Here is an 18,019-nt window from a genome sequence, read left to right as displayed (position 1 = left end):
CCTTTTAATTCATAAGGATAATTGGTTAGATTCGCTTAAACAGATTTCCTGATCATCAACACCTTTACTATTACTATGAGACCAATCACCACTATCACCGATCCTGTTTTCAATCCGCCAGCACAGTATAGCGCTGTTGACCGTTTTTTTCTCAGCCTGATCCGGGATGAGCGGGATCTGCCTTTTATTTATCTCACGTTGAAAATAACACTTACCATGCTTCCGTTGGGTATCCTGCTTTACTTTCCGCTGCAGAACGGCGTTTGGTGGGGAGTGGCAGCGGCTTATTTTTTTCTGAATAATTTCGTGTACAAAGGTTCGTTCGGGCTCATGCTGCACTGCACCAGCCACAGGCGCTTTTTCAAACAAAAATACGATTACCTGAACCTGTACCTGCCCTGGGTGGTAGGACCCTTTTTCGGGCAAACGCCCGAAACCTACTTTAGTCACCACATGGGCATGCACCACGTCGAAAACAACCTGGAAGACGACCTGAGCACCACCATGTATTACCGGCGCGACAGCTTTCGTGGCTTTATGCGGTACTTTGGCAGTTTCCTGTTTTTAGGCTTCGCCTACCTGCTCAAGTATTTCAATGTGAGAAGGATTTTTAAGCTCCGCAACAAGGTGCTACGTGGCGAAACCATCTTTTTTGCCATGTGTATCCTGCTTAGCCTGGTGAACTGGCCCGCAACCGTTATGGTGTTCATCCTTCCTTTCCTGATCTCCCGCCTGATCATGATGCTCGGCAACTGGGCGCAGCATTCCTTCGTGGATTACAACGATCCGGGAAACTGCTACAAAAACAGTGTGACCTGCATCAACACAAAGTACAACCACAAGTGTTGGAACGATGGCTACCACATCGACCACCACCTGCAGCCTTCCCTGCACTGGACCAAGTACCCGGAGCACTTCCGGGAGCATCTTGATGAGTTTGCCAAAAACAAGGCTTTGGTGTTTGAAGGCATCCACTGGCTGCACATCTGGCTGTACCTGATGACGAAGAACTACAATAAGCTGGCTGCGCACCTGGTAAACATCAACAACACCTTTGCGTCGGAAGAAGAAGCGATTCTGCTGATGAAAGCCCGTACCGCCCCGATGCCGGTGCGGGGGATCAGCGTCCGGAGCCTGCGGGCGCAACTGGGGTAGTGGCGTCTGGAAAAGTGCGGCTTTGGCAGGTGCAAAAGGGAAGCCGGCTGCAGCCGGTAAATTTTTGTTTTTTGCGGAGAGGAAGACTGTACAAAATCAGGAAGAAAGCCTATATTTATAGCCAGTTTGTGTAGGTATTTCAGGTATGAGGTTTCTTGGATTTCAGTTTCCATTGTTCGGCTGCATTGCGGCTTCTGTTCTTGGTTTAGTGCTGGTTTCGTGTTCGGGTTCGAAGCACGAAAATTTGTTTCCGGAAGAGGAGGAGAGCAGGCAGCAGGTGCTCGTTCCCGCGTCGTTTACCGAGGCCAGCGCCCGCCGGCTGGGCAGCCAGGTCGATTCCATTTTCAGGTACCTGCACCGGAAGAAGGGCTTTAACGGAACGGTGCTGGTAACCAAATACGACCAGGTGCTTTACAAAGGCGCCTTTGGCTATGCCGATTTTTCCCGTAAAGATACCCTGACCACGCAAACAGCATTTCAGTTGGCGTCGGTATCGAAGCAGTTCACGGCCATGGCCATTATGATGCTGCAGGAGCAGGGCAGGCTGCAGTACGACGACAGTGTGCAGCAGTACATCCCCGGCTTCCCCTACAAAGGTATTACCATCCGGCACCTGCTTACCCACCGGTCCGGGCTGCCGGACTACACCTACCTGAGCGACAAGCACTGGCCTAACCGTAAAATTGCGCTTACCAACGACGATGCCCTCTACCTGCTGAAAGCGCATCAGCCAACCATTTATTTTAAGCCCGACAAGCGCTTTTACTACAGCAACACCGGGTACCTGGTGCTGGCCTCTATTGTCGAAAAGGCTTCCAGCATCTCCTACGCCACTTTTGTCCGGAAAAACATATTCGAGCCTTTGCAGATGAAGAACACCTTTACCTACAGCTCCTTAGCTGCCCAAACCGAAAAAGTTGCGACCGGCCACCTCAGCGGCAAACGGAAACGCACACCCGATTACCTGGATAATGTGCTGGGAGACAAAGGAATTTATTCTACGGTAGAAGATCTGTATAAATGGGACCAGGCCCTCTACACGCAACAGCTCGTGAAGCAGGAAACCCTGGCCGAAGCATTTACAGGAAACGGACAGGTCAGCAAGAAAACAGAAGATTACGGGTTTGGCTGGCGCATCCGGCAGGTAGATAGCGGCGATACGGTTGTGTACCACGGGGGCCTGTGGCACGGCTATAACACCTATTTCCTGCGAAACCCCAAAGACCGCAGCACTGTTATTGTGCTGAGCAACATGACCAACGGCAGCCTGAATTACCTCAAAGACCTGCGCCGGTTTTTATACCCGGCGCCTCCCGCCGTTTTGGCCAGCCAGAAAAGCAGGTAACGTAAAGCAGCAGGTTGCCTGTTGCTGAAGCGGTAAAGTGTAAAAACGACAAACAAGCGCTCGTAAAAACTGCTGCTGAAAATTATTGTAATGTTGGAAGGATTGGCTTATGTTTGGGCGCGAAAGCCTTTTACAGGAGGCTTCCATATTAATTAAGCTTTAGGTACCAGCACACAGCTACTTGAAAACCAGCATTTATGATTGAAACTATACAGGAATACGCCATCGGGGTAGATATTGGTGGAACCAATACCAAGTATGGCATCGTGAACCGCCACGGGGAGATTTCGCATAACGGCAGACTCTCCACCAGCGCTTATGCAACGGCAGGTGAGTTTGTTGCTGCACTGCATGCCGCCCTGCTGCCGGCCATTGAGGCCGTAGGGCTCCGGAATATCAAGGGCATCGGCATCGGCGCCCCAAATGCGAATTATTTTACGGGTTGTATCGAGGACGCGCCCAACCTGAACTGGAAGGGTGTTGTACCGTTTGCCAGCCTGGTCACCGAAAAATTTACCTTGCCCTGTACCATCACCAACGATGCCAATGCTGCTGCACTGGGCGAGCGTATGTATGGGGCGGCAAAGGGAATGAACGACTTTATTGTAATTACCCTGGGCACAGGCGTAGGCAGTGGCATCGTAACCAGCGGACACCTGATTTACGGTCACGATGGTTTTGCCGGTGAACTGGGCCACACCATTATCCGGCCTGGAGGCAGGAAACACTGGTCTACCGGCTTGTACGGTTCCCTGGAGGCTTATGCATCGGCTACCGGAATTGCCCTTACAGCAAGAGAAATGGTGGCTACTGCAGAAAAACCCTCTTTATTAAAAGAATATGCGCCGGAGGCCATCGACTCTAAAGTTGTTTTCGATTGTGCCATGCAAGGCGACGAAGTGGCGCAGGAGGTGTATCGGTTTACCGGCCAGATACTGGGGGAAGCGCTTGCCAACTTTGTGATGTTTACCTCGCCGGAGGCCATTATCCTTTTTGGCGGCGTAACCAAAGCCGGCGATCTGCTGATGAATCCGGTGCGGGAGCACATGGAAAAGAACCTGCTGGCCGTTTTCAGGAACAAGGTTAAATTAACCTTCAGCGAACTGAAAGAAGCCGATGCCGCCATCCTGGGCGCCAGTGCCCTGGTGTGGGCCATGAAAACCGAATAACCGGAAATGCTGGATTCGAAAGCGTATCGGGAATAATAAGGAGCATAGGATCACCTGTATACTTTTCCTGCATTTTCTTAAACAAATGGATAAAAATCCTGCTTATCGCCAAATAAGCAGGATTTTTTTCATGTCATTTAAGATCAGCAGAGGCTGTGGTGGCAGGTGCAGCAGAATAATTATATTTTAAATTTCATTACTAACTGATGTTACGCAGGGATTTTTTGTCCCCCCTCAAAGCTAATCTTGTAGGGAAAAAATGGAATCATAAAATGATTCCTGCCGCAAGTTTGAGCGTAGCGGTAACTTGCGGCTAGGTATGGTGCCAGTTTTCAACTGGCGTAGCTGTATATTCGTGCTTTTGTGCGCACGCCAGTTACAAACTGGCTATCATAGTTAACCACCAGTTAACGCTACGCTCAAACTTGCGGTAGAAAATACTTATAAAAGACAAATCATTTTTTCTCTACAAGATAAGGCCTCAGGGAGGGACGTTTCATTCTAGCGGACTCTCCCCTTGAGGACAAGTGAGAACGAGAGTTTGAAACTTGCGAGCAGCGCTCATAGGGGTGTTTACACCTGCGTATAAAACCCTGTGAACTTATTTCAGACTTTTACCTTCGAGATTAACACCCCTGTTAGCTCCGCTAGCATCTCCAAAGCTCACGCTTTAGGTTGTCCTCAAGGGGCTTCCCCAACAAGATTAGCCACTGTGGTGAAAAGCGCTACACCCTCTGTTAGGTAAAGTAGCAGGTTAAGCGCCTGGAGTAATCTTCCAAAGTTCGCCATCCGGCTCATGCAGCCCCTCCGCCAGTACCTCCCCCGGAAAGCTCCCTCTGTTGTGATAGCACAGGCACGGGTTTGTCCCGGGAAAGCAGGCGTTTGGGCAGGTACGTTCGCCTCCCGTGTTTCGAGCGGCTGACAATCGTTTTGTGTTTCGGTTGTTTGTGCCGTTTCCTGCTGTTCGGTAGGGTAGTTACAGGCTACGCCTAACGTAGCCAGAAAAAGGACCAGAAGAATTATTTCTCTGATTTTACCCATAGTTAGCTGTCGTTTATGTATGCCATAAACTTATTTGATAAGTTTATGCTTCGATTTTACTATTTTTAATCAATGCCTTGGTTTACTCTTTTCCTGCACCTAAAGTTATTGAAAAGGTTTCCGCACAAGCGGGAGTGCCACAAAGTGCATTTTACAGGCTGCCGTTGGTCTGCCGCGGGCGCAGGAGGTGGTGCAGTAAACGGCAAATTGGTTGCAGGGAGCTGCGGCTTCCGTAACATCTAACATCAGGTACATCATGCATAAAATCAGCTTTAAGAATGATTACAGCGAGGGAGCCCATCCGCTCATCCTGCAGCAACTGCTCCGCACCAACCTGGAACAGCAGGCCGGCTATGGCAACGACAGCTACAGCCAGCGGGCGAAGGAGCTGCTACAGGAAAAAATTGCTATGCCGGCGGCCGGTATTCATTTTACGGCCGGTGGAACACAGGCGAACCTGCTGGTAATCGGTCACCTGTTAAAACCCTACGAAGCGGTAATTTCTGCCAGAACAGGCCACATTGCCGTGCACGAAACGGGCGCCATCGAAGCTACCGGCCACAAAGTGGTCCTGGTGGATGCGGTGCTGGGAAAGCTGACGGTACAGGCTGTAAAAGAAGTGCTGGACACGCACACCGACGAGCACATGGTAAAACCCGCCATGGTGTATATTTCCAACGCGACGGAATTAGGCAGTGTGTATACCAAAGCCGAGTTAACCGAACTCTCCGTCTTCTGCCGCGAACGTAAGCTGCAGTTGTTTATGGATGGCGCCCGGCTGGGGTCCGCTTTAACGTCCAGGTTTAACGACCTGACCTTCTCGGACCTTGCAAAACTGGTAGATGTCTTTTACATTGGCGGGACCAAGAACGGTGCTTTGTTAGGAGAGGCGATTGTTTTTGCGAAGCAAGGGCTGGACGAAGGCTTCCGGTATTACCTCAAGCAGAAAGGTGCTTTACTGGCAAAAGGAAGGCTGCTGGGAGTCCAGTTTCTGACTTTGTTCGAGCACGATTTGTACCTGGAGCTGGCGCACCACGCCAACGCAATGGCCGAAAAAATAGCAGCTGCTTTCGAAGAGAAGGGATATGCCTTTTTCTTGCCGCCCCAATCAAACCAGCTTTTTCCTCTACTTCCCAACGCAATGATTGAAAAGCTGCAGGAGCGTTTCGACTTTTACGTGTGGCATAAACCGGACCAGCATACCTCCGCTATCCGGTTGGTAACTTCCTGGGCAACGGAAGAGGAAAATGTTGATGCATTCATCCGGTGTATCCATTCGTGACTTTCCGCCAGGAGCAGTGGCTGTGGTGGCAGGTGCAGTGGGATTTTTGTTTTGCTATTCCTTTAATTCCAGGCGTACATAATCATACAGCACCCCGAAAGCCCAGTTCCTGGGATTAAAACTGAGGCTGATGGTATTGGTTCCCTTCTTCAGGAGCCGCGCATCAAATGGGATATCGTATTCTTCCTGTTTACCACGTATGCCATCGCGGTGCATCACACCCATGGTCGGTAACGGTCCGGCCTTGCCAATTGGTTTGCCGTTTAGCGCAACCTGGATTACCTCTCCTTTTCTGCTTCCGCAGAAGGCCAGCCGCAACGTTCCCTGCCCGCTCACATGTTCCGGCATATCAAAGGATATTTTCCAGGTGGTGCCGCGGAGTACGCTATAGTCTTCAGCCAATACGCCTGGTTGACTGTAGTTCCAGTCTTTGCTCCAGTCGCTTTTGCCTATAACATAGTTTACATCATCCGGAAATTCTTTTGGATAGCGCATGTACAGGCCCCATTGCCAGTAATGGTCGCCATGCCTGAACTCTGCTGCAGAACGGTCGGGGATGCCAATTTCCCATACCTGCTTCCCGAATCGCTGCGGCTTAAACGCCAGTTTGCCCAGGTTCACAGTACTGGCCGGTGAAATGGTGATGCCTGTTTTCTTAAACTCGCCAAGTACGCCGGCGGCAAAAGCATACAGGTTGTAAGTTCCCGGGCGTATGTTTGGTATACTAAAATTTCCCTGCTCATCGGCCTGCACCCAAAACTGGTACGCTTTGCCTTCATACTGCCAGTTAACTTCTTTCGAGGAAGTTTCGGCAACAGCCAGTCCAACCCACATGTTTTTAAATTTTACATCTGCAACATAGGGATCTTGTATTTCTATTTGCCCGCTCACAACCCCGCGTTCCTGCTTTTGGGGATATGCTTTGGCTTTAACCCAGGTATAAGGCCAACGGTTACGCTGTGTTCCGGCCTGCGCTAAAGCATCTTTCCACATCTCGTCATGGGTTGGGCCTGCGTTACAGTAAAGGAAGAACGGCCCTATAAACTTTTCCCACTCCTCATCCTCTTTAAAGTTCAGCGGCTGACCACCATAGTGACTATCGTGCCAGTGATTTAATAAGATGGCTTCTACGTGTCCTGTATTGCCAACCTGGGTAGGGCCGCCATTGATGTACTCAAAGCTGGGATTAATCATCCAGAAACCAACCTTTTTTGCCGTGCTTGTCCAGCCCCAGGCAGGGGTTTGCGCTAAAATGGCAGCGTAGTCATATTTATGCTCTACTTTACCCTGGTGTACGCCTGTGGTGAGCTTCTTTGCTTCTTTCACATTCATCCTGATGCCGTTTTTTACATCCTCAGCCGTCGCCATTACACCCTGCCTGTGGGCATCAACGGTATAAAAGTCAAAAACCTGCGGATTTAAAACGGTAATCATTCTTCCTTGACCAAGTTCAAAAGCTGGATAGCCCGGACGGCGCTTCCATAAAGCAGAGAGGTACACCCCCCGGTCTTCCTGGCCTAAGGCAAAGCGTAAGTCAATATCAAACGGAAGGGTTGCCGTATCGCCTTCATACAGGAATTTGAAAGAGACTTCAACCCGCTCTCCCTGGTTTTTGGCTGGATCAATGCTAACGGAATATATTACCTTGTTCGGAAATTTCCTGACGGTTACTTCCTCATCTTCGCCAACCACGTTCCAGTGCGGATGAGGCCGTTGTCCCATCAATTCCAGGCCTTTGTATAGCAGTGAGGTGATGGTGGCTGTTTTCCTGTTGATGGTAGCAGTGACATGCTGGTTGGCGAGAATCACCCGGTCTGGCTTCTCGGTTAGCACGACACGCTGCTGCGAAAAGCAAGGGACGAACGTTAACAGAAACAGCAAGGAGAACAGGCTCTTTTTGGGCATGGCAGCGAGGTTGATATGGTGGCAGATAGACTAACGTAGCATCGTAAAGTTTAAAAGGATGAAAAATTTTTTTACCGTAACCACACCACCACAGGCCCTTCATACGGCGCTTCAAGTGAGCTAATTTTTCCTCCCTGAACTTTCTTTTTTGTATCCATAATTTCCCCAGTCTCAGGATGAATAAACTTCAACCTGTAGCTCTGCTTATCGCCCGTCAGATCAACCTGCACGTTGGGAGATTCGGAGAAGATGATGTAGCTGGTTCCCTTCTTACCCAAACCATATTGTTTCGCCTCCGGGCTTTTCAGCGGGAGCGGGTCCATTGCAGCGGCAGCCTCAAAAAAGGCTTTATCCCGGATTTCCGGAAGCGAAGCAAGCGAACCGCCGGCCATAAACACGGCCCAGTCAGCGAAGGCGGGGCCGCGGCGGGAGTAGACGATGGCTTTTTCCGGGTACCTGGTGCGGAACTCCTGCACGGCCCGGTAAATCTGACCAAAAGAAGTTTCCCCGACATCATGGATACGCGCATACTGCCGCTCTGCCAGGCTCACGCCACCAGCGGGGGCATATAGGCTGCCGTCCTGCCGGTAGTGCCACTGGATAACGTCTATCGCATCGACCAGGCGTGCACGTTTCGGGTCGGCGAGAATGGCGTCCTGCATTTCTTTGGTGCCCGGCAGCATGACCAGCACATCCTGTTGGTTTTCTTTTTCCCATTCGGCAATCACATCGAGCCAGAACTGCACAAAATGCAGGGGACCGGTATATTCCATGCCCAGGTGATGGAGGATGTTGGTGTTGCCTTTAAAGTTGTCGAGGCTTTTCCGGATGTAGGCGCGGTGCAGCTTGTTTCGTACGGTGTGGGTGGTGTCGTAAAAGGCTTCGGCCATGTAAATCCGTTTGTCGCCGGCGTAGGCAGGGTTCTCGGCGAAGCCGGTGTTGTTGATGTTGTTTGCCGTTCGCCAGGGGTAGTCGGTCCAGTGCGCCCCTTCTTCTATGATGTTGTGCTGCAGGTAATGCTCCTGTATGAATAGCAGTCCGTGCTGGTCGGCCAGGTCGGCGAATTTTTTGAGGCGCAGCCAGTACCAGGTATTCCATTTGGTGAGGTCGTATTTGCTGAGACGGTCGAAGGCTTCGCCCTGCCCGCTGCGGCTGAAAGGCTGCTCATAAAAGGGCGCCCACACGTCGGCATCGGCGCGGCGGGTGCGGGCATGGTCGTCGCGGCGGCGTTCGTACCAGAGGGCCGGAAAATGCCGCATCGCCACCACGTTGTTCTGGAGCATGTCGTGGACGAGGGTGTCGAGGTTGTCGGTGAGGCCCCTGCCGGTACGGCCCGGAACAAAGCGGACGAGGTTGGGAGCGGGGTTAGCCAAAGCGCTGGGACGGGTGCTGCCGCGCCAGAGCGAGGTGCGGTTTTTCCTGCCGGTCAGCACCTGGTTGCCTTGTACAATCCAGCCATTTTTAATGGAAACAGGAGACGCTTTGTGTGCGACCTTCGGTGACGCTTTCAACTTTATCTGGTCTATCTTTTTTGCCCCGGACAAGTCAGACTGAATCGGATATTTCTCCATCATCAGGTCAATCCATTCCTCCATCGTCAGGTCAGGCGTTTTGGAGCGCTCGCTTAGTTGGGCCGTTAGTTCGGGGGTAGGAGCGGTAGTTCGGTCGGTTTCGTAGGTCAGGATTTTTGCTGTTTCCGGCGACTTTTTGCCGGTGCGGGCTTCGAGCTGCGCGTAGAAAAAACTCTCCGGTTTTACAAAAGTATGCGGCGATTCGTGGTGGCCGTTTCCGTAGCCCTGCGCCCAGTTGGCAAAAGCCCAGTTCTGCGCGGTAGGAGGAGCGGGCACATGAATCTGTGCAGCCCGGCATTGCCAGATAAGGGAATTGGCAGCAGACCAGCCACCTCCCTGTGCGTCCACATCGCGGTAGGCCAGGCTGATGATGCCGCCATCTACGGTAACTTTATCGAACAGCACGCCGCTTGCCCAGCCGCCAATGGCTCCCGAAAAGTGAAGGGGCAGGTACGAATAACACTGCACAAAGGCATTTGGACCGGGAGTCGTGAAGCCGACGGAAAAAGCATGGTAGGCGTACTCGGCATAGCAGCGCTGGAAAAGCACCTGCTGCCCGAGCGTATGGAAGGCATAGCGCCTGAAATTGCCCGTTTCTCCCACAGGTGCCAGCGATTTGCAATCCTCTACGGTCACACGGCTGGCAGTTTCCCAGACGGCCACAGCCGAACTTACAAAATGCTCCGCCACCAGCCTGCGCACCCACGCATCCTGCACATTGTCCAGCGTGACGGCCATCCAGCGGTGGTTTTCGTCTTTGGGATTGGATTTAGCATAAGAAGAGACGCACCGGAGGTTTTCGACTCCCACATGGCTGATCCGGCCACTCCAGCTGTACCGGGCCACCTGTCCACCACCGTATTGCGGGTCCAGGGATGTGGTCAGCGGAATGTCCAGGGTGATGGATTCGGGGGTAACGGCTACCACCTGCCGGTACCAGTTCTGGTCGAAGTCGCCGGGTTCCCAGTGGGTGAGGTGGTAGTTGACGTAGGTACCGATTTTATCGGTGCCGAGCTTTTCTATCCATTCCTGCGTCGACGGCCGGTTGACGATCACCTGGTCGCCTACCTTGAACGGGTGCTTGTTCTTAAATGTCAGTTTGGTGGAATTAACCGGAAAATAAGTGTCCGCCAGCTGCACCGGAGCTTCCTGTTTCAGGTTAGCAGCTCCGGCAATCCGGATGAGTGTTTCGCGGTCTTGCCCTGTTCCGATAAGAACTGTACCGGTGCTGTCGGGACCGCTGCCACGTAACACAACACCTGATGTACGAATAATCAAGCCTCCGGAAAGTTCGAAGGTGCCTTTCTCCAGCAGTACCGCGCCCCGGAAGCCCTGCGGGTTCAGGGGCAGCGAAGCGACATAATCAATGGCGCGTTGGATGGTCGCGGTCGCATCGCCTGACATGGCCGGCACGATTACTTTTACAGGAACATCCGGGATGGGCGCTTCCGAATTTTTGTAGCCGCAATAGGAGTAGTCCGGAATACGGTCGCCATTTGCCGCTGCCTTGTAGGTAAACGTTCCGTCCTGGCTTTGTTGAAGCGGGGAGTCGGGAGTGGTTTTGAGCTGCGCGAACGAAGCTTCTGCAGTGGCTATGGTGGCAAGTGCAGCAAAACAAAAAGCCCGGAGTAGCCTCATAGTTTCCGGTATACAAAGTTGTCGAATGTTACCTTGCCTTCACCGAAGGCAAACAGGCCGGCCCGCAGGCTCAGGAACCTGCCGAAGATGTTGTGGTTAAACCCGGAGGCATAGATGGTGCGCTCTACCCGTGTCCAGTCTTTGCCATCCTGGCTGTAATAGAAGCTCACTTCGTTTTCATCGTTCAGGATGCGCAGGTAGCCGTGCCTGCCAAGTTCATTCTTCTCGCTGATCTTCCGGTTCTGCTGGTTGTATACCGTAAACTGGTTGGCGTCTACGGAAATGCGCACGTTGCCCTGCTCGTTGTAGTACAGCGTGAGCCCGGCAGTGGCGCCTTCGTCGAGTGTGTACGCTACCTGGATTTCGTACTTTTGGTCGGCGGCATTCACCAGCAGCGGCGAACTGTTTTCGAAGGAGGTGCCTTTGGCTTTCAACACCAGCTTTCCATTTTTTATTTCAACCCGTTCGGATGGATGTTCTTTAAATGCCTGCCACTGCAGCCCCAGTTGCTGCCCCGAGAAATCATCGGAAAGACTGTCTTCTGTACTCACCGAAGTAGCGCCAGCAGGTTTGCGGATGGGTTCGCTGCTCTTCACGCCTTCCGGCACCCGGAACCAGTCGTCTTTTGTCCATTCGATGGGCAGCATCAGCGTCTGGCGGCCCAGCGTGTGGTAATCCTTTTCGTAGCCGTGGTACATGATCCACCAGTTGCCGTTTACATCATCCACCAGGGTGCCGTGTCCCTGGCTCCACCAGCGATCTTTGCGGCTTTCGGTATGGATAACCGGGTTGTAAGGCGAGTTCTCCCAGGGCCCCAGCGGCGATTTGGCGCGCCCGGAAACCACCATGTGCGAGGTGGCAGGACCGGCTGTTCCGCCTTCGGCTACTGTCTGGTAATAATAGCCGTTCCGCACCGTCGATTTGGGTGATTCGAGGCAGAAACACTCGGTGCTCCATTCTTTCGGAAACTGCCAGCCCGCATAGCCCTCTATCGGTTCCCCCACCGTCGACAGGCCATCGTCAGCCAGCTGGATGATGTAGCCTTTGGAGAGGTACAGGTAACGCTTGTCATCAGGCCCCACCACATGACCGGGGTCAATAAAGCCCTTCAGGTTTAAATCCACCGGCTCGGACCAGGGACCTTCCGGCGACCTGGCCGTCACGACCCAGTTGTTGCCGTTGGCCGGGAAGTAGATGTAATAGGTGTCGTTGTGTTTGATCAGATCAGGCGCCCAGACCGAGCCCACATTTTTATTCAGGGCAAAAGCAATTCTTTTCCAGTTCACCAGGTCGGTGGAGTGCCATACCAGCAGGCCCGGGTAATAGTCGAAGGAGGAGTGGGTCATGTAGTAGTCCTTGCCAACCCGCAGCACGGAGGGGTCGGGGTAGTCGCCGCCGATGACCGGGTTCTGGTAATATGCGTTTGTTGTAGCCGTAGCGTCCTGTGGTTTGGCCTGGTTTGTTGGCTGCTGCGAGCAGCCAATTAAATAGCCTGAAGTCAGCAGCATCGAAAGCAACGCTGCACGCCTGGTATGTTTGAAGTGCTTCATCCGTTCTGGTTTAGAACTTAAAATTATTCATTCTGAGCTTCCGGGCAAGCAGAATTTTATTTAACCCGGGTAATGCGTGTTAGTGATGCTGCTTTTTTTATTCTGCCGGCCTGTAGAGCTGGTTCTAAACCTCACTGCAGCTCCCATTACAGCCTCAGCACCTGCACCATGCACAGCCTGGTAGCTTCCAGGAGGAAAAATGAATGAAGGTGAAATGGATAAGCTGTGCACAAAATAACTAATTTTGTACTGCTGTACCAGCCACCATAGCCACTGCTGGCCCTATCGGATGTAAGTGCTTGTGAGCGGATTGAACCTGGAAGCGGGGAAATGGCAGAAGTCTTTCAAGCAAACATCAAAGACCAGCGGGGAGGATATTTTTAATGGAAACACACCGTCACTTTATCATACACAAGCCTTTCGGCTATCTGTCGCAGTTTGTCAGCAACCAGGGCAAGCAGAAAAACAAAAACTTCCTGGGTTCGCTCTATGATTTCCCGGAAGGCATCATGTCTGTTGGCCGCCTGGACGAAGACTCCGAAGGCTTGCTGTTGCTTACCACGGATGGTAAAGTAAGTGAGCTGGTGCGCAGCAGAGAGGTTGAAAAGGAGTACTATGTGCAGGTAGACGGCGACATTACGGGTGAAGCAATAGCGCTGCTGCAGAAAGGAGTTGACATTAGTATCTATGGCAAACCCTATAAAACGCTGCCTTGTCAGGCATGTCGCTTAGATCCGGTCCCAGACGTTGAACCAAGAGCCAAAAAAATCAGAGACGAGCGGCACGGGCCAACCAGTTGGGTAGCCATCACCATTACCGAAGGCAAATTCCGGCAGGTCCGGAAGATGACGGCTGCCGTAGGCTTTCCAACGCTACGGTTGATCCGGGTCCGGATCGGGGGAATCAGGCTGGAAGATTTAGGCGCTGCCCAGGTGGTGGAAGTAAAGGATTTCAATTTGCTTTAACCCGCTTTATCGTTCTGCACCTGCCACCATTGCCACTCCTGCCGCAAGTTTAGCGCCAGCGTAACTTGTGGTAATTTATGGTGCCAGTTTTCAACTGGCGGAAGTATGGATTGTGGTATGTACTTCTATATAAACTGGCGGTTTTTAATGAGAAAGCCCCTCAGCATACACTGAAGGGCTTCCATTAAATTTTACAGAAATTACTTCCCGTGCGCTTCGAGCCATTTTCTGGCGTTCACAAAAGCTTCCATCCAGGGTGATACTTCGTCGTGACGACCTTTTGGGTAGTGCGCCCACTGCCACTGCAGGAGCGAACGTTCGATGTGCGGCATCATCACGAGGTGACGACCGGTTTCGTCGCAGATCATGGCGGTGTTGTAGTCGGAACCGTTCGGGCAGGCCGGGTAGGTTTCGTAGCCGTACTTGCCGACGATCTGGTATTTATCCTCCAGGTGCGGCAGGCAGAAGCGGCCTTCGCCGTGCGATACCCAGGCTCCCAGCGTGCAACCAGCCAGGCTGGACAGCATCACCGATTTGTTTTCGCGGATGGTCAGCGAGGTGAAAATGCTTTCGTGCTTCTGGCTTACGTTGTGCAGCATTTTCGACGGTTGCTCATGCCCCTTTGTGATAAGGCCCAGTTCTACGAACAGCTGACAGCCGTTACAGATACCCACCGAAAGGGTGTCTTCGCGGTTGAAGAAATTCTCCAGCGCCGTTCTGGCTTTTTCGTTGTAAAGGAAAGCACCTGCCCAGCCTTTGGCGGAACCCAGTACGTCGGAGTTAGAGAAACCACCCACCGCGCCAATGAACTGAATATCTTCCAGCGTCTCTCTGCCGGAGATCAGGTCCGTCATGTGCACGTCTTTCACGTCGAAGCCGGCCAGGTACATGGCGTTGGCCATTTCACGCTCGGAGTTGCTTCCTTTCTCGCGGATGATGGCGGCTTTTATTCTTGGCTTAGAAGAATCAACAACTGGTTTCTTACCGTCAAATCCTTCTGGGAATTGGTAAAGCAGCTCGTGGTTTTTGTAATTCTCGAAACGCTCTTTAGCGCTTTGCGGGCCACTTTGTTTGATGTCCAGCAGGTAGGAAGTTTTAAACCAGGTATCGCGTAACTGCGCTATGTCGAAGCTGTAGGAGTCAGAGCCGTTCTTCAGTTCCAGCGTGGCTGTGCCCGTTGCTGTACCTATTTTATGGAACGGCACCTTGCTGGCTTCCAGGGTAGCTTCTACGTCTGCCGAAGCCTGGAACACCACGCCGATATTTTCAGCAAAAAGAACTTTTACGCTGTCTGATTCTCCCAGTGAGGTTAAGTCGATGGAAGCGCCCAGGTTATTGTCGGCAAAGCACATTTCGAGTAGGGTGGTGATTAAACCGCCGCTGCCGATGTCGTGTCCTGCTTCTATTTTACCTTCTTTGATTAAATCCTGTAGCGTGTTGAAAGCGTTCTTAAACTGTGCCGCGTCGGTTACATCAGGCGTTTCGTTGCCTATTCTGTTGACTACCTGCGCAAAAGAAGAGCCGCCTAGTTTGTAGGCATCGTTGGAAAGGTTGATGTAGTAAAGGTTGCCGCCATCACGCTGCAATACCGGCTCTACCACCTGGCGTACATTGCTGCAGTTTCCGCCAGCTGAGATGATCACCGTACCAGGCGCGATCACGTCCTCATCTTTGTACTTCTGCTTCATGGAAAGCGAGTCTTTCCCGGTCGGGATGTTGATGCCCAGGGCAATCGCGAACTCGGAACAGGCTTCCACGGCTTTGTATAAACGGGCGTCTTCGCCTTCGTTCTTCGAAGCCCACATCCAGTTGGCAGAAAGCGAAACACTTTTCAAACCATCTTTCAGCGGCGCCCAAACGATGTTCGACAAAGATTCGCCAATGGCATTGCGGCTACCGGCAGCCGGATCGATCAGGGCTGAAACAGGCGCATGACCAACCGAAGTCGCAATACCCTCTTTGCCCTGGAAGTCCAACGCCATTACGCCGCAGTTGTTCAGCGGTAGTTGCAGCGGACCGGCGCATTGCTGTTTCGCCACACGGCCACCTACGCAACGGTCTACTTTGTTTGTGAGCCAGTCTTTACAGGCAACCGCCTCCAGTTGCAATACCTGCTCCAGGTAGGTTTGCAGCCGGGCTTTATCGTAGGTTACCGGCAGGTAGGTTCTGTTTATGGTTTTGTCGGTCATCACCATTTTAGGCGAGCTTCCGAACATGTCGCTCAGCTCCAGGTCCATCGGTTTCTGGCCGGTGGAGGCTGACTGGAAGGTAAAGCGGTGGTCGCCGGTCACGTCGCCCACGGTGTACATGGGAGCGCGTTCGCGGTCGGCTATCTTTTGCAGGGTCGCAATATCTGCTTCGCCTATCACCAGACCCATACGTTCCTGCGACTCGTTGCCGATGATTTCTTTCGCAGAAAGGGTCGGATCGCCTACAGGCAGTTTATCGAGATCAATTTTACCGCCTGTTTCTTCCACTAATTCCGAAAGGCAGTTTAAGTGGCCGCCGGCGCCGTGGTCGTGGATGGAAACAATGGCGTTGTGCTCGCTCTCCACCATGCCGCGTATAGCGTTGGCAGCGCGTTTCTGCATCTCGGGGTTAGAGCGCTGCACCGCGTTCAGTTCGATGCCAGTGCCGTGCTCGCCGGTGTCGGCAGACGATACAGCGGCTCCGCCCATCCCGATGCGGTAGTTTTCACCGCCCAGGATCACGATTTTATCGCCGGATTTCGGGTGACCTTTCTGCGCCTGGCTGGCTTTGCCGTAGCCAACGCCACCGGCCAGCATGATCACTTTGTCGTAACCTAGTTTTCGTGGTGCTTCAATAGCATCCGATTTTTCGTCGTGCTCGAAGGTTAATACCGATCCTGTAATGAGCGGCTGCCCGAATTTATTTCCGAAATCGGTCGCGCCGTTAGATGCTTTGATCAGGATATCCATGGGCGTCTGGTACAGCCACTTCCGCTCCTGCGTCGCATTTTCCCAGGGACGGTCTTTTTCGAGGCGCGACAGCGCCGTCATGTACACTGCCGTTCCTGCCAGCGGAAGCGCTCCCTGTCCACCAGCCAGCCGGTCGCGTATCTCACCACCAGACCCGGTAGCGGCACCATTGAAAGGCTCTACGGTAGTCGGGAAGTTGTGTGTTTCGGCTTTGATGGAGATCACCGATTCGAATTCGCTTACCTGGTAGAAGTCAGGTTCATCGGCACGTTTTGGCGCAAACTGCTGCACTACAGGCCCTTTGATAAAGGCCACGTTATCTTTGTAAGCCGACACAATGTCGTTCGGGTTGGCTTCAGATGTTTTGCGGATCAGTTTGAACAGCGAGGTCGGTTTCTCTTCGCCGTCAATCACAAACTTACCGTTAAAGATTTTATGGCGGCAGTGCTCCGAGTTCACCTGCGAAAAGCCGAACACTTCGGAGTCGGTCAGCGGCCTGCCTAATCTTTCGGCGAGCTGGTTTAAGTAATCAACTTCTTCGTCGCTCAGCGAAAGGCCTTCCTGCTTGTTGTAGGCGGCAATATCAGTTACCGGCAGCACCGGCTCCGGCTGAATATGAATGTCGTAAATATCCTGGTCCAGCCCGTTGTACTTCTGCGAAAGCATCGGGTCGAACTCCGTGAAATCGGCTGCTACTGTTTTAAACTCCTCGATCCGGATGATCCCCCGGATGCCCATGTTCTGGGTGATTTCCACGGCGTTGGTACTCCAGGGCGTAATCATGGCCGCACGCGGGCCCACAAAAGTACCGCTCAGGGTGGTTTCCTGCTTTAAGGCGGCATCGCCGAAAAGCCATTCAAGTTTCTGAATGTCGGTAGCGCTCAGTTCCCCCTCGCTTTGTAAGGCGTAAACTGTATCAGGCTGTCTAAAAAAGAAATGAAGCATGCTTGTCGTTTTTCAAGCAGCAAAGGTACGGGTAAAATTTGGAAAATGGGAGAGAAACTAACAACCCGGCTAGGTTTTGAAAACCTACCGCGTTTAGGGAAGTACAAAACAACATGGGCAACAAACGTATTCCTTTTGAGCCGGATAAGCTGTACCATGTCTACAACCATGGCAATGGCTCCGAATGCCTCTTCAGAAGCGACGAGAACTATTATTACTTCCTGAAGAAATATGCCCAGTATCTATAGCCGGTTGCGGAGACCTTTGCCTATTGCCTGATGCCGAACCACTTCCACTTCCTGATCTGGGTAAGGGCTGTGGAGGTACTGGAGCAGCTGGCGAAGGTTAAAAACCCGGTAGGTTTTGAAAACATTGTTGTCCGAAACCTGCCGTATATTCTATAGTTATCAATTAGTTACGACTTTGTTGCAACGGATATAAGAAGGGGATATAGCTTGATTAAAAAGTAGAGTTGTAGCGTATCTTAGAAGCGACCAAACTTTTAAGAAGCGAT

At 52.2% G+C, this 18,019-nt stretch carries 12 protein-coding genes; 7 read left to right on the top strand and 5 right to left on the bottom strand.

The features are described 5' to 3' along the window. Positions 1-75 precede the first annotated feature (75 nt). The 3 genes from DCW36_RS15670 to DCW36_RS15660 all read left to right on the top strand — a co-directional run bounded on the left by DCW36_RS15670 (position 76) and on the right by DCW36_RS15660 (position 3,669). Positions 76-1,155, top strand: coding sequence for a fatty acid desaturase family protein (locus DCW36_RS15670; RefSeq protein WP_114781221.1), 1,080 nt, complete (start codon positions 76-78; stop codon positions 1,153-1,155). Positions 1,156-1,399: 244 nt separating this feature from the next. Beyond that, on the top strand, positions 1,400-2,500 hold the full coding sequence (locus DCW36_RS15665) for a serine hydrolase domain-containing protein (RefSeq protein WP_240676200.1): 1,101 nt from the start codon (positions 1,400-1,402) through the stop codon (positions 2,498-2,500). Positions 2,501-2,697: 197 nt separating this feature from the next. Then, complete coding sequence (locus DCW36_RS15660; protein WP_114781219.1) at positions 2,698-3,669, top strand: ROK family protein; 972 nt, start codon at positions 2,698-2,700, stop codon at positions 3,667-3,669. Between the two features lie 681 nt (positions 3,670-4,350). Here the strand turns inward: DCW36_RS15660 and DCW36_RS15655 are convergent. Continuing rightward, on the bottom strand, positions 4,351-4,710 hold the full coding sequence (locus DCW36_RS15655; protein WP_114781218.1) for a hypothetical protein: 360 nt from the start codon (positions 4,708-4,710) through the stop codon (positions 4,351-4,353). Positions 4,711-4,966: 256 nt separating this feature from the next. On the opposite strand from DCW36_RS15655, the gene DCW36_RS15650 reads away from it, so the two are divergent. Next, positions 4,967-5,992, top strand: coding sequence for a threonine aldolase family protein (locus tag DCW36_RS15650; RefSeq protein ID WP_114781217.1), 1,026 nt, complete (start codon positions 4,967-4,969; stop codon positions 5,990-5,992). A 54-nt stretch (positions 5,993-6,046) separates the two neighbouring features. On the opposite strand, the gene DCW36_RS15645 is transcribed toward DCW36_RS15650, so the two are convergent. The 3 genes from DCW36_RS15645 to DCW36_RS15635 all read right to left on the bottom strand — a co-directional run bounded on the left by DCW36_RS15645 (position 6,047) and on the right by DCW36_RS15635 (position 12,656). After that, a complete protein-coding gene (locus DCW36_RS15645; protein ID WP_114781216.1) occupies positions 6,047-7,897 on the bottom strand; it encodes a polysaccharide lyase family protein in 1,851 nt (616 codons plus the stop codon). 71 nt (positions 7,898-7,968) lie between these two features. Beyond that, entirely contained in the window at positions 7,969-11,106 is a 3,138-nt protein-coding gene (locus DCW36_RS15640) for a DUF6298 domain-containing protein (RefSeq protein ID WP_114781215.1), read from the bottom strand. Next, positions 11,103-12,656 carry a family 43 glycosylhydrolase gene (locus DCW36_RS15635; RefSeq protein WP_205702945.1) on the bottom strand — a complete coding sequence of 518 codons (1,554 nt, stop codon included), beginning with the start codon at positions 12,654-12,656 and terminating at the stop codon, positions 11,103-11,105. The genes DCW36_RS15640 and DCW36_RS15635 overlap by 4 nt, the downstream gene beginning before the upstream one ends. Positions 12,657-13,039: 383 nt before the next feature. Between DCW36_RS15635 and DCW36_RS15630 the strand changes: the two genes are divergently transcribed. After that, complete coding sequence (locus DCW36_RS15630) at positions 13,040-13,621, top strand: pseudouridine synthase (protein ID WP_114781214.1); 582 nt, start codon at positions 13,040-13,042, stop codon at positions 13,619-13,621. Between the two features lie 200 nt (positions 13,622-13,821). Here DCW36_RS15630 and purL read toward each other — a convergent pair whose 3' ends face one another. Further along, positions 13,822-17,505 (bottom strand): phosphoribosylformylglycinamidine synthase, encoded by a 3,684-nt coding sequence (gene purL, locus DCW36_RS15625; RefSeq protein WP_114781213.1) that lies wholly within the window; start codon positions 17,503-17,505, stop codon positions 13,822-13,824. Positions 17,506-17,618: 113 nt separating this feature from the next. Between purL and DCW36_RS22970 the strand changes: the two genes are divergently transcribed. Next, a complete protein-coding gene (locus DCW36_RS22970) occupies positions 17,619-17,753 on the top strand; it encodes a hypothetical protein (RefSeq protein WP_262708154.1) in 135 nt (44 codons plus the stop codon). A gap of 30 nt (positions 17,754-17,783) precedes the next feature. Further along, on the top strand, positions 17,784-17,909 hold the full coding sequence (locus DCW36_RS22965; protein ID WP_262708153.1) for a hypothetical protein: 126 nt from the start codon (positions 17,784-17,786) through the stop codon (positions 17,907-17,909). Positions 17,910-18,019 lie beyond the last annotated feature (110 nt).

Origin of the sequence: Botryobacter ruber, from assembly GCF_003347595.2 — a bacterium.
GTDB lineage: Bacteria > Bacteroidota > Bacteroidia > Cytophagales > Hymenobacteraceae > Pontibacter > Pontibacter ruber_A.
This window is presented reverse-complemented; position numbering and strand designations above follow the sequence as displayed.

Coding starts and splice junctions, on each gene's coding strand:
- DCW36_RS15640 (WP_114781215.1), bottom strand. CDS start 11,106: ATGAGGCTACTCCGGGCTTTTTGTTTTGCTGCACTTGCCACCATAGCC.
- purL (WP_114781213.1), bottom strand. CDS start 17,505: ATGCTTCATTTCTTTTTTAGACAGCCTGATACAGTTTACGCCTTACAA.
- DCW36_RS15635 (WP_205702945.1), bottom strand. CDS start 12,656: ATGAAGCACTTCAAACATACCAGGCGTGCAGCGTTGCTTTCGATGCTG.
- DCW36_RS15645 (WP_114781216.1), bottom strand. CDS start 7,897: ATGCCCAAAAAGAGCCTGTTCTCCTTGCTGTTTCTGTTAACGTTCGTC.
- DCW36_RS15660 (WP_114781219.1), top strand. CDS start 2,698: ATGATTGAAACTATACAGGAATACGCCATCGGGGTAGATATTGGTGGA.
- DCW36_RS15670 (WP_114781221.1), top strand. CDS start 76: ATGAGACCAATCACCACTATCACCGATCCTGTTTTCAATCCGCCAGCA.
- DCW36_RS15655 (WP_114781218.1), bottom strand. CDS start 4,710: ATGGGTAAAATCAGAGAAATAATTCTTCTGGTCCTTTTTCTGGCTACG.
- DCW36_RS22970 (WP_262708154.1), top strand. CDS start 17,619: ATGGGCAACAAACGTATTCCTTTTGAGCCGGATAAGCTGTACCATGTC.
- DCW36_RS15630 (WP_114781214.1), top strand. CDS start 13,040: ATGGAAACACACCGTCACTTTATCATACACAAGCCTTTCGGCTATCTG.
- DCW36_RS15650 (WP_114781217.1), top strand. CDS start 4,967: ATGCATAAAATCAGCTTTAAGAATGATTACAGCGAGGGAGCCCATCCG.
- DCW36_RS22965 (WP_262708153.1), top strand. CDS start 17,784: ATGCCGAACCACTTCCACTTCCTGATCTGGGTAAGGGCTGTGGAGGTA.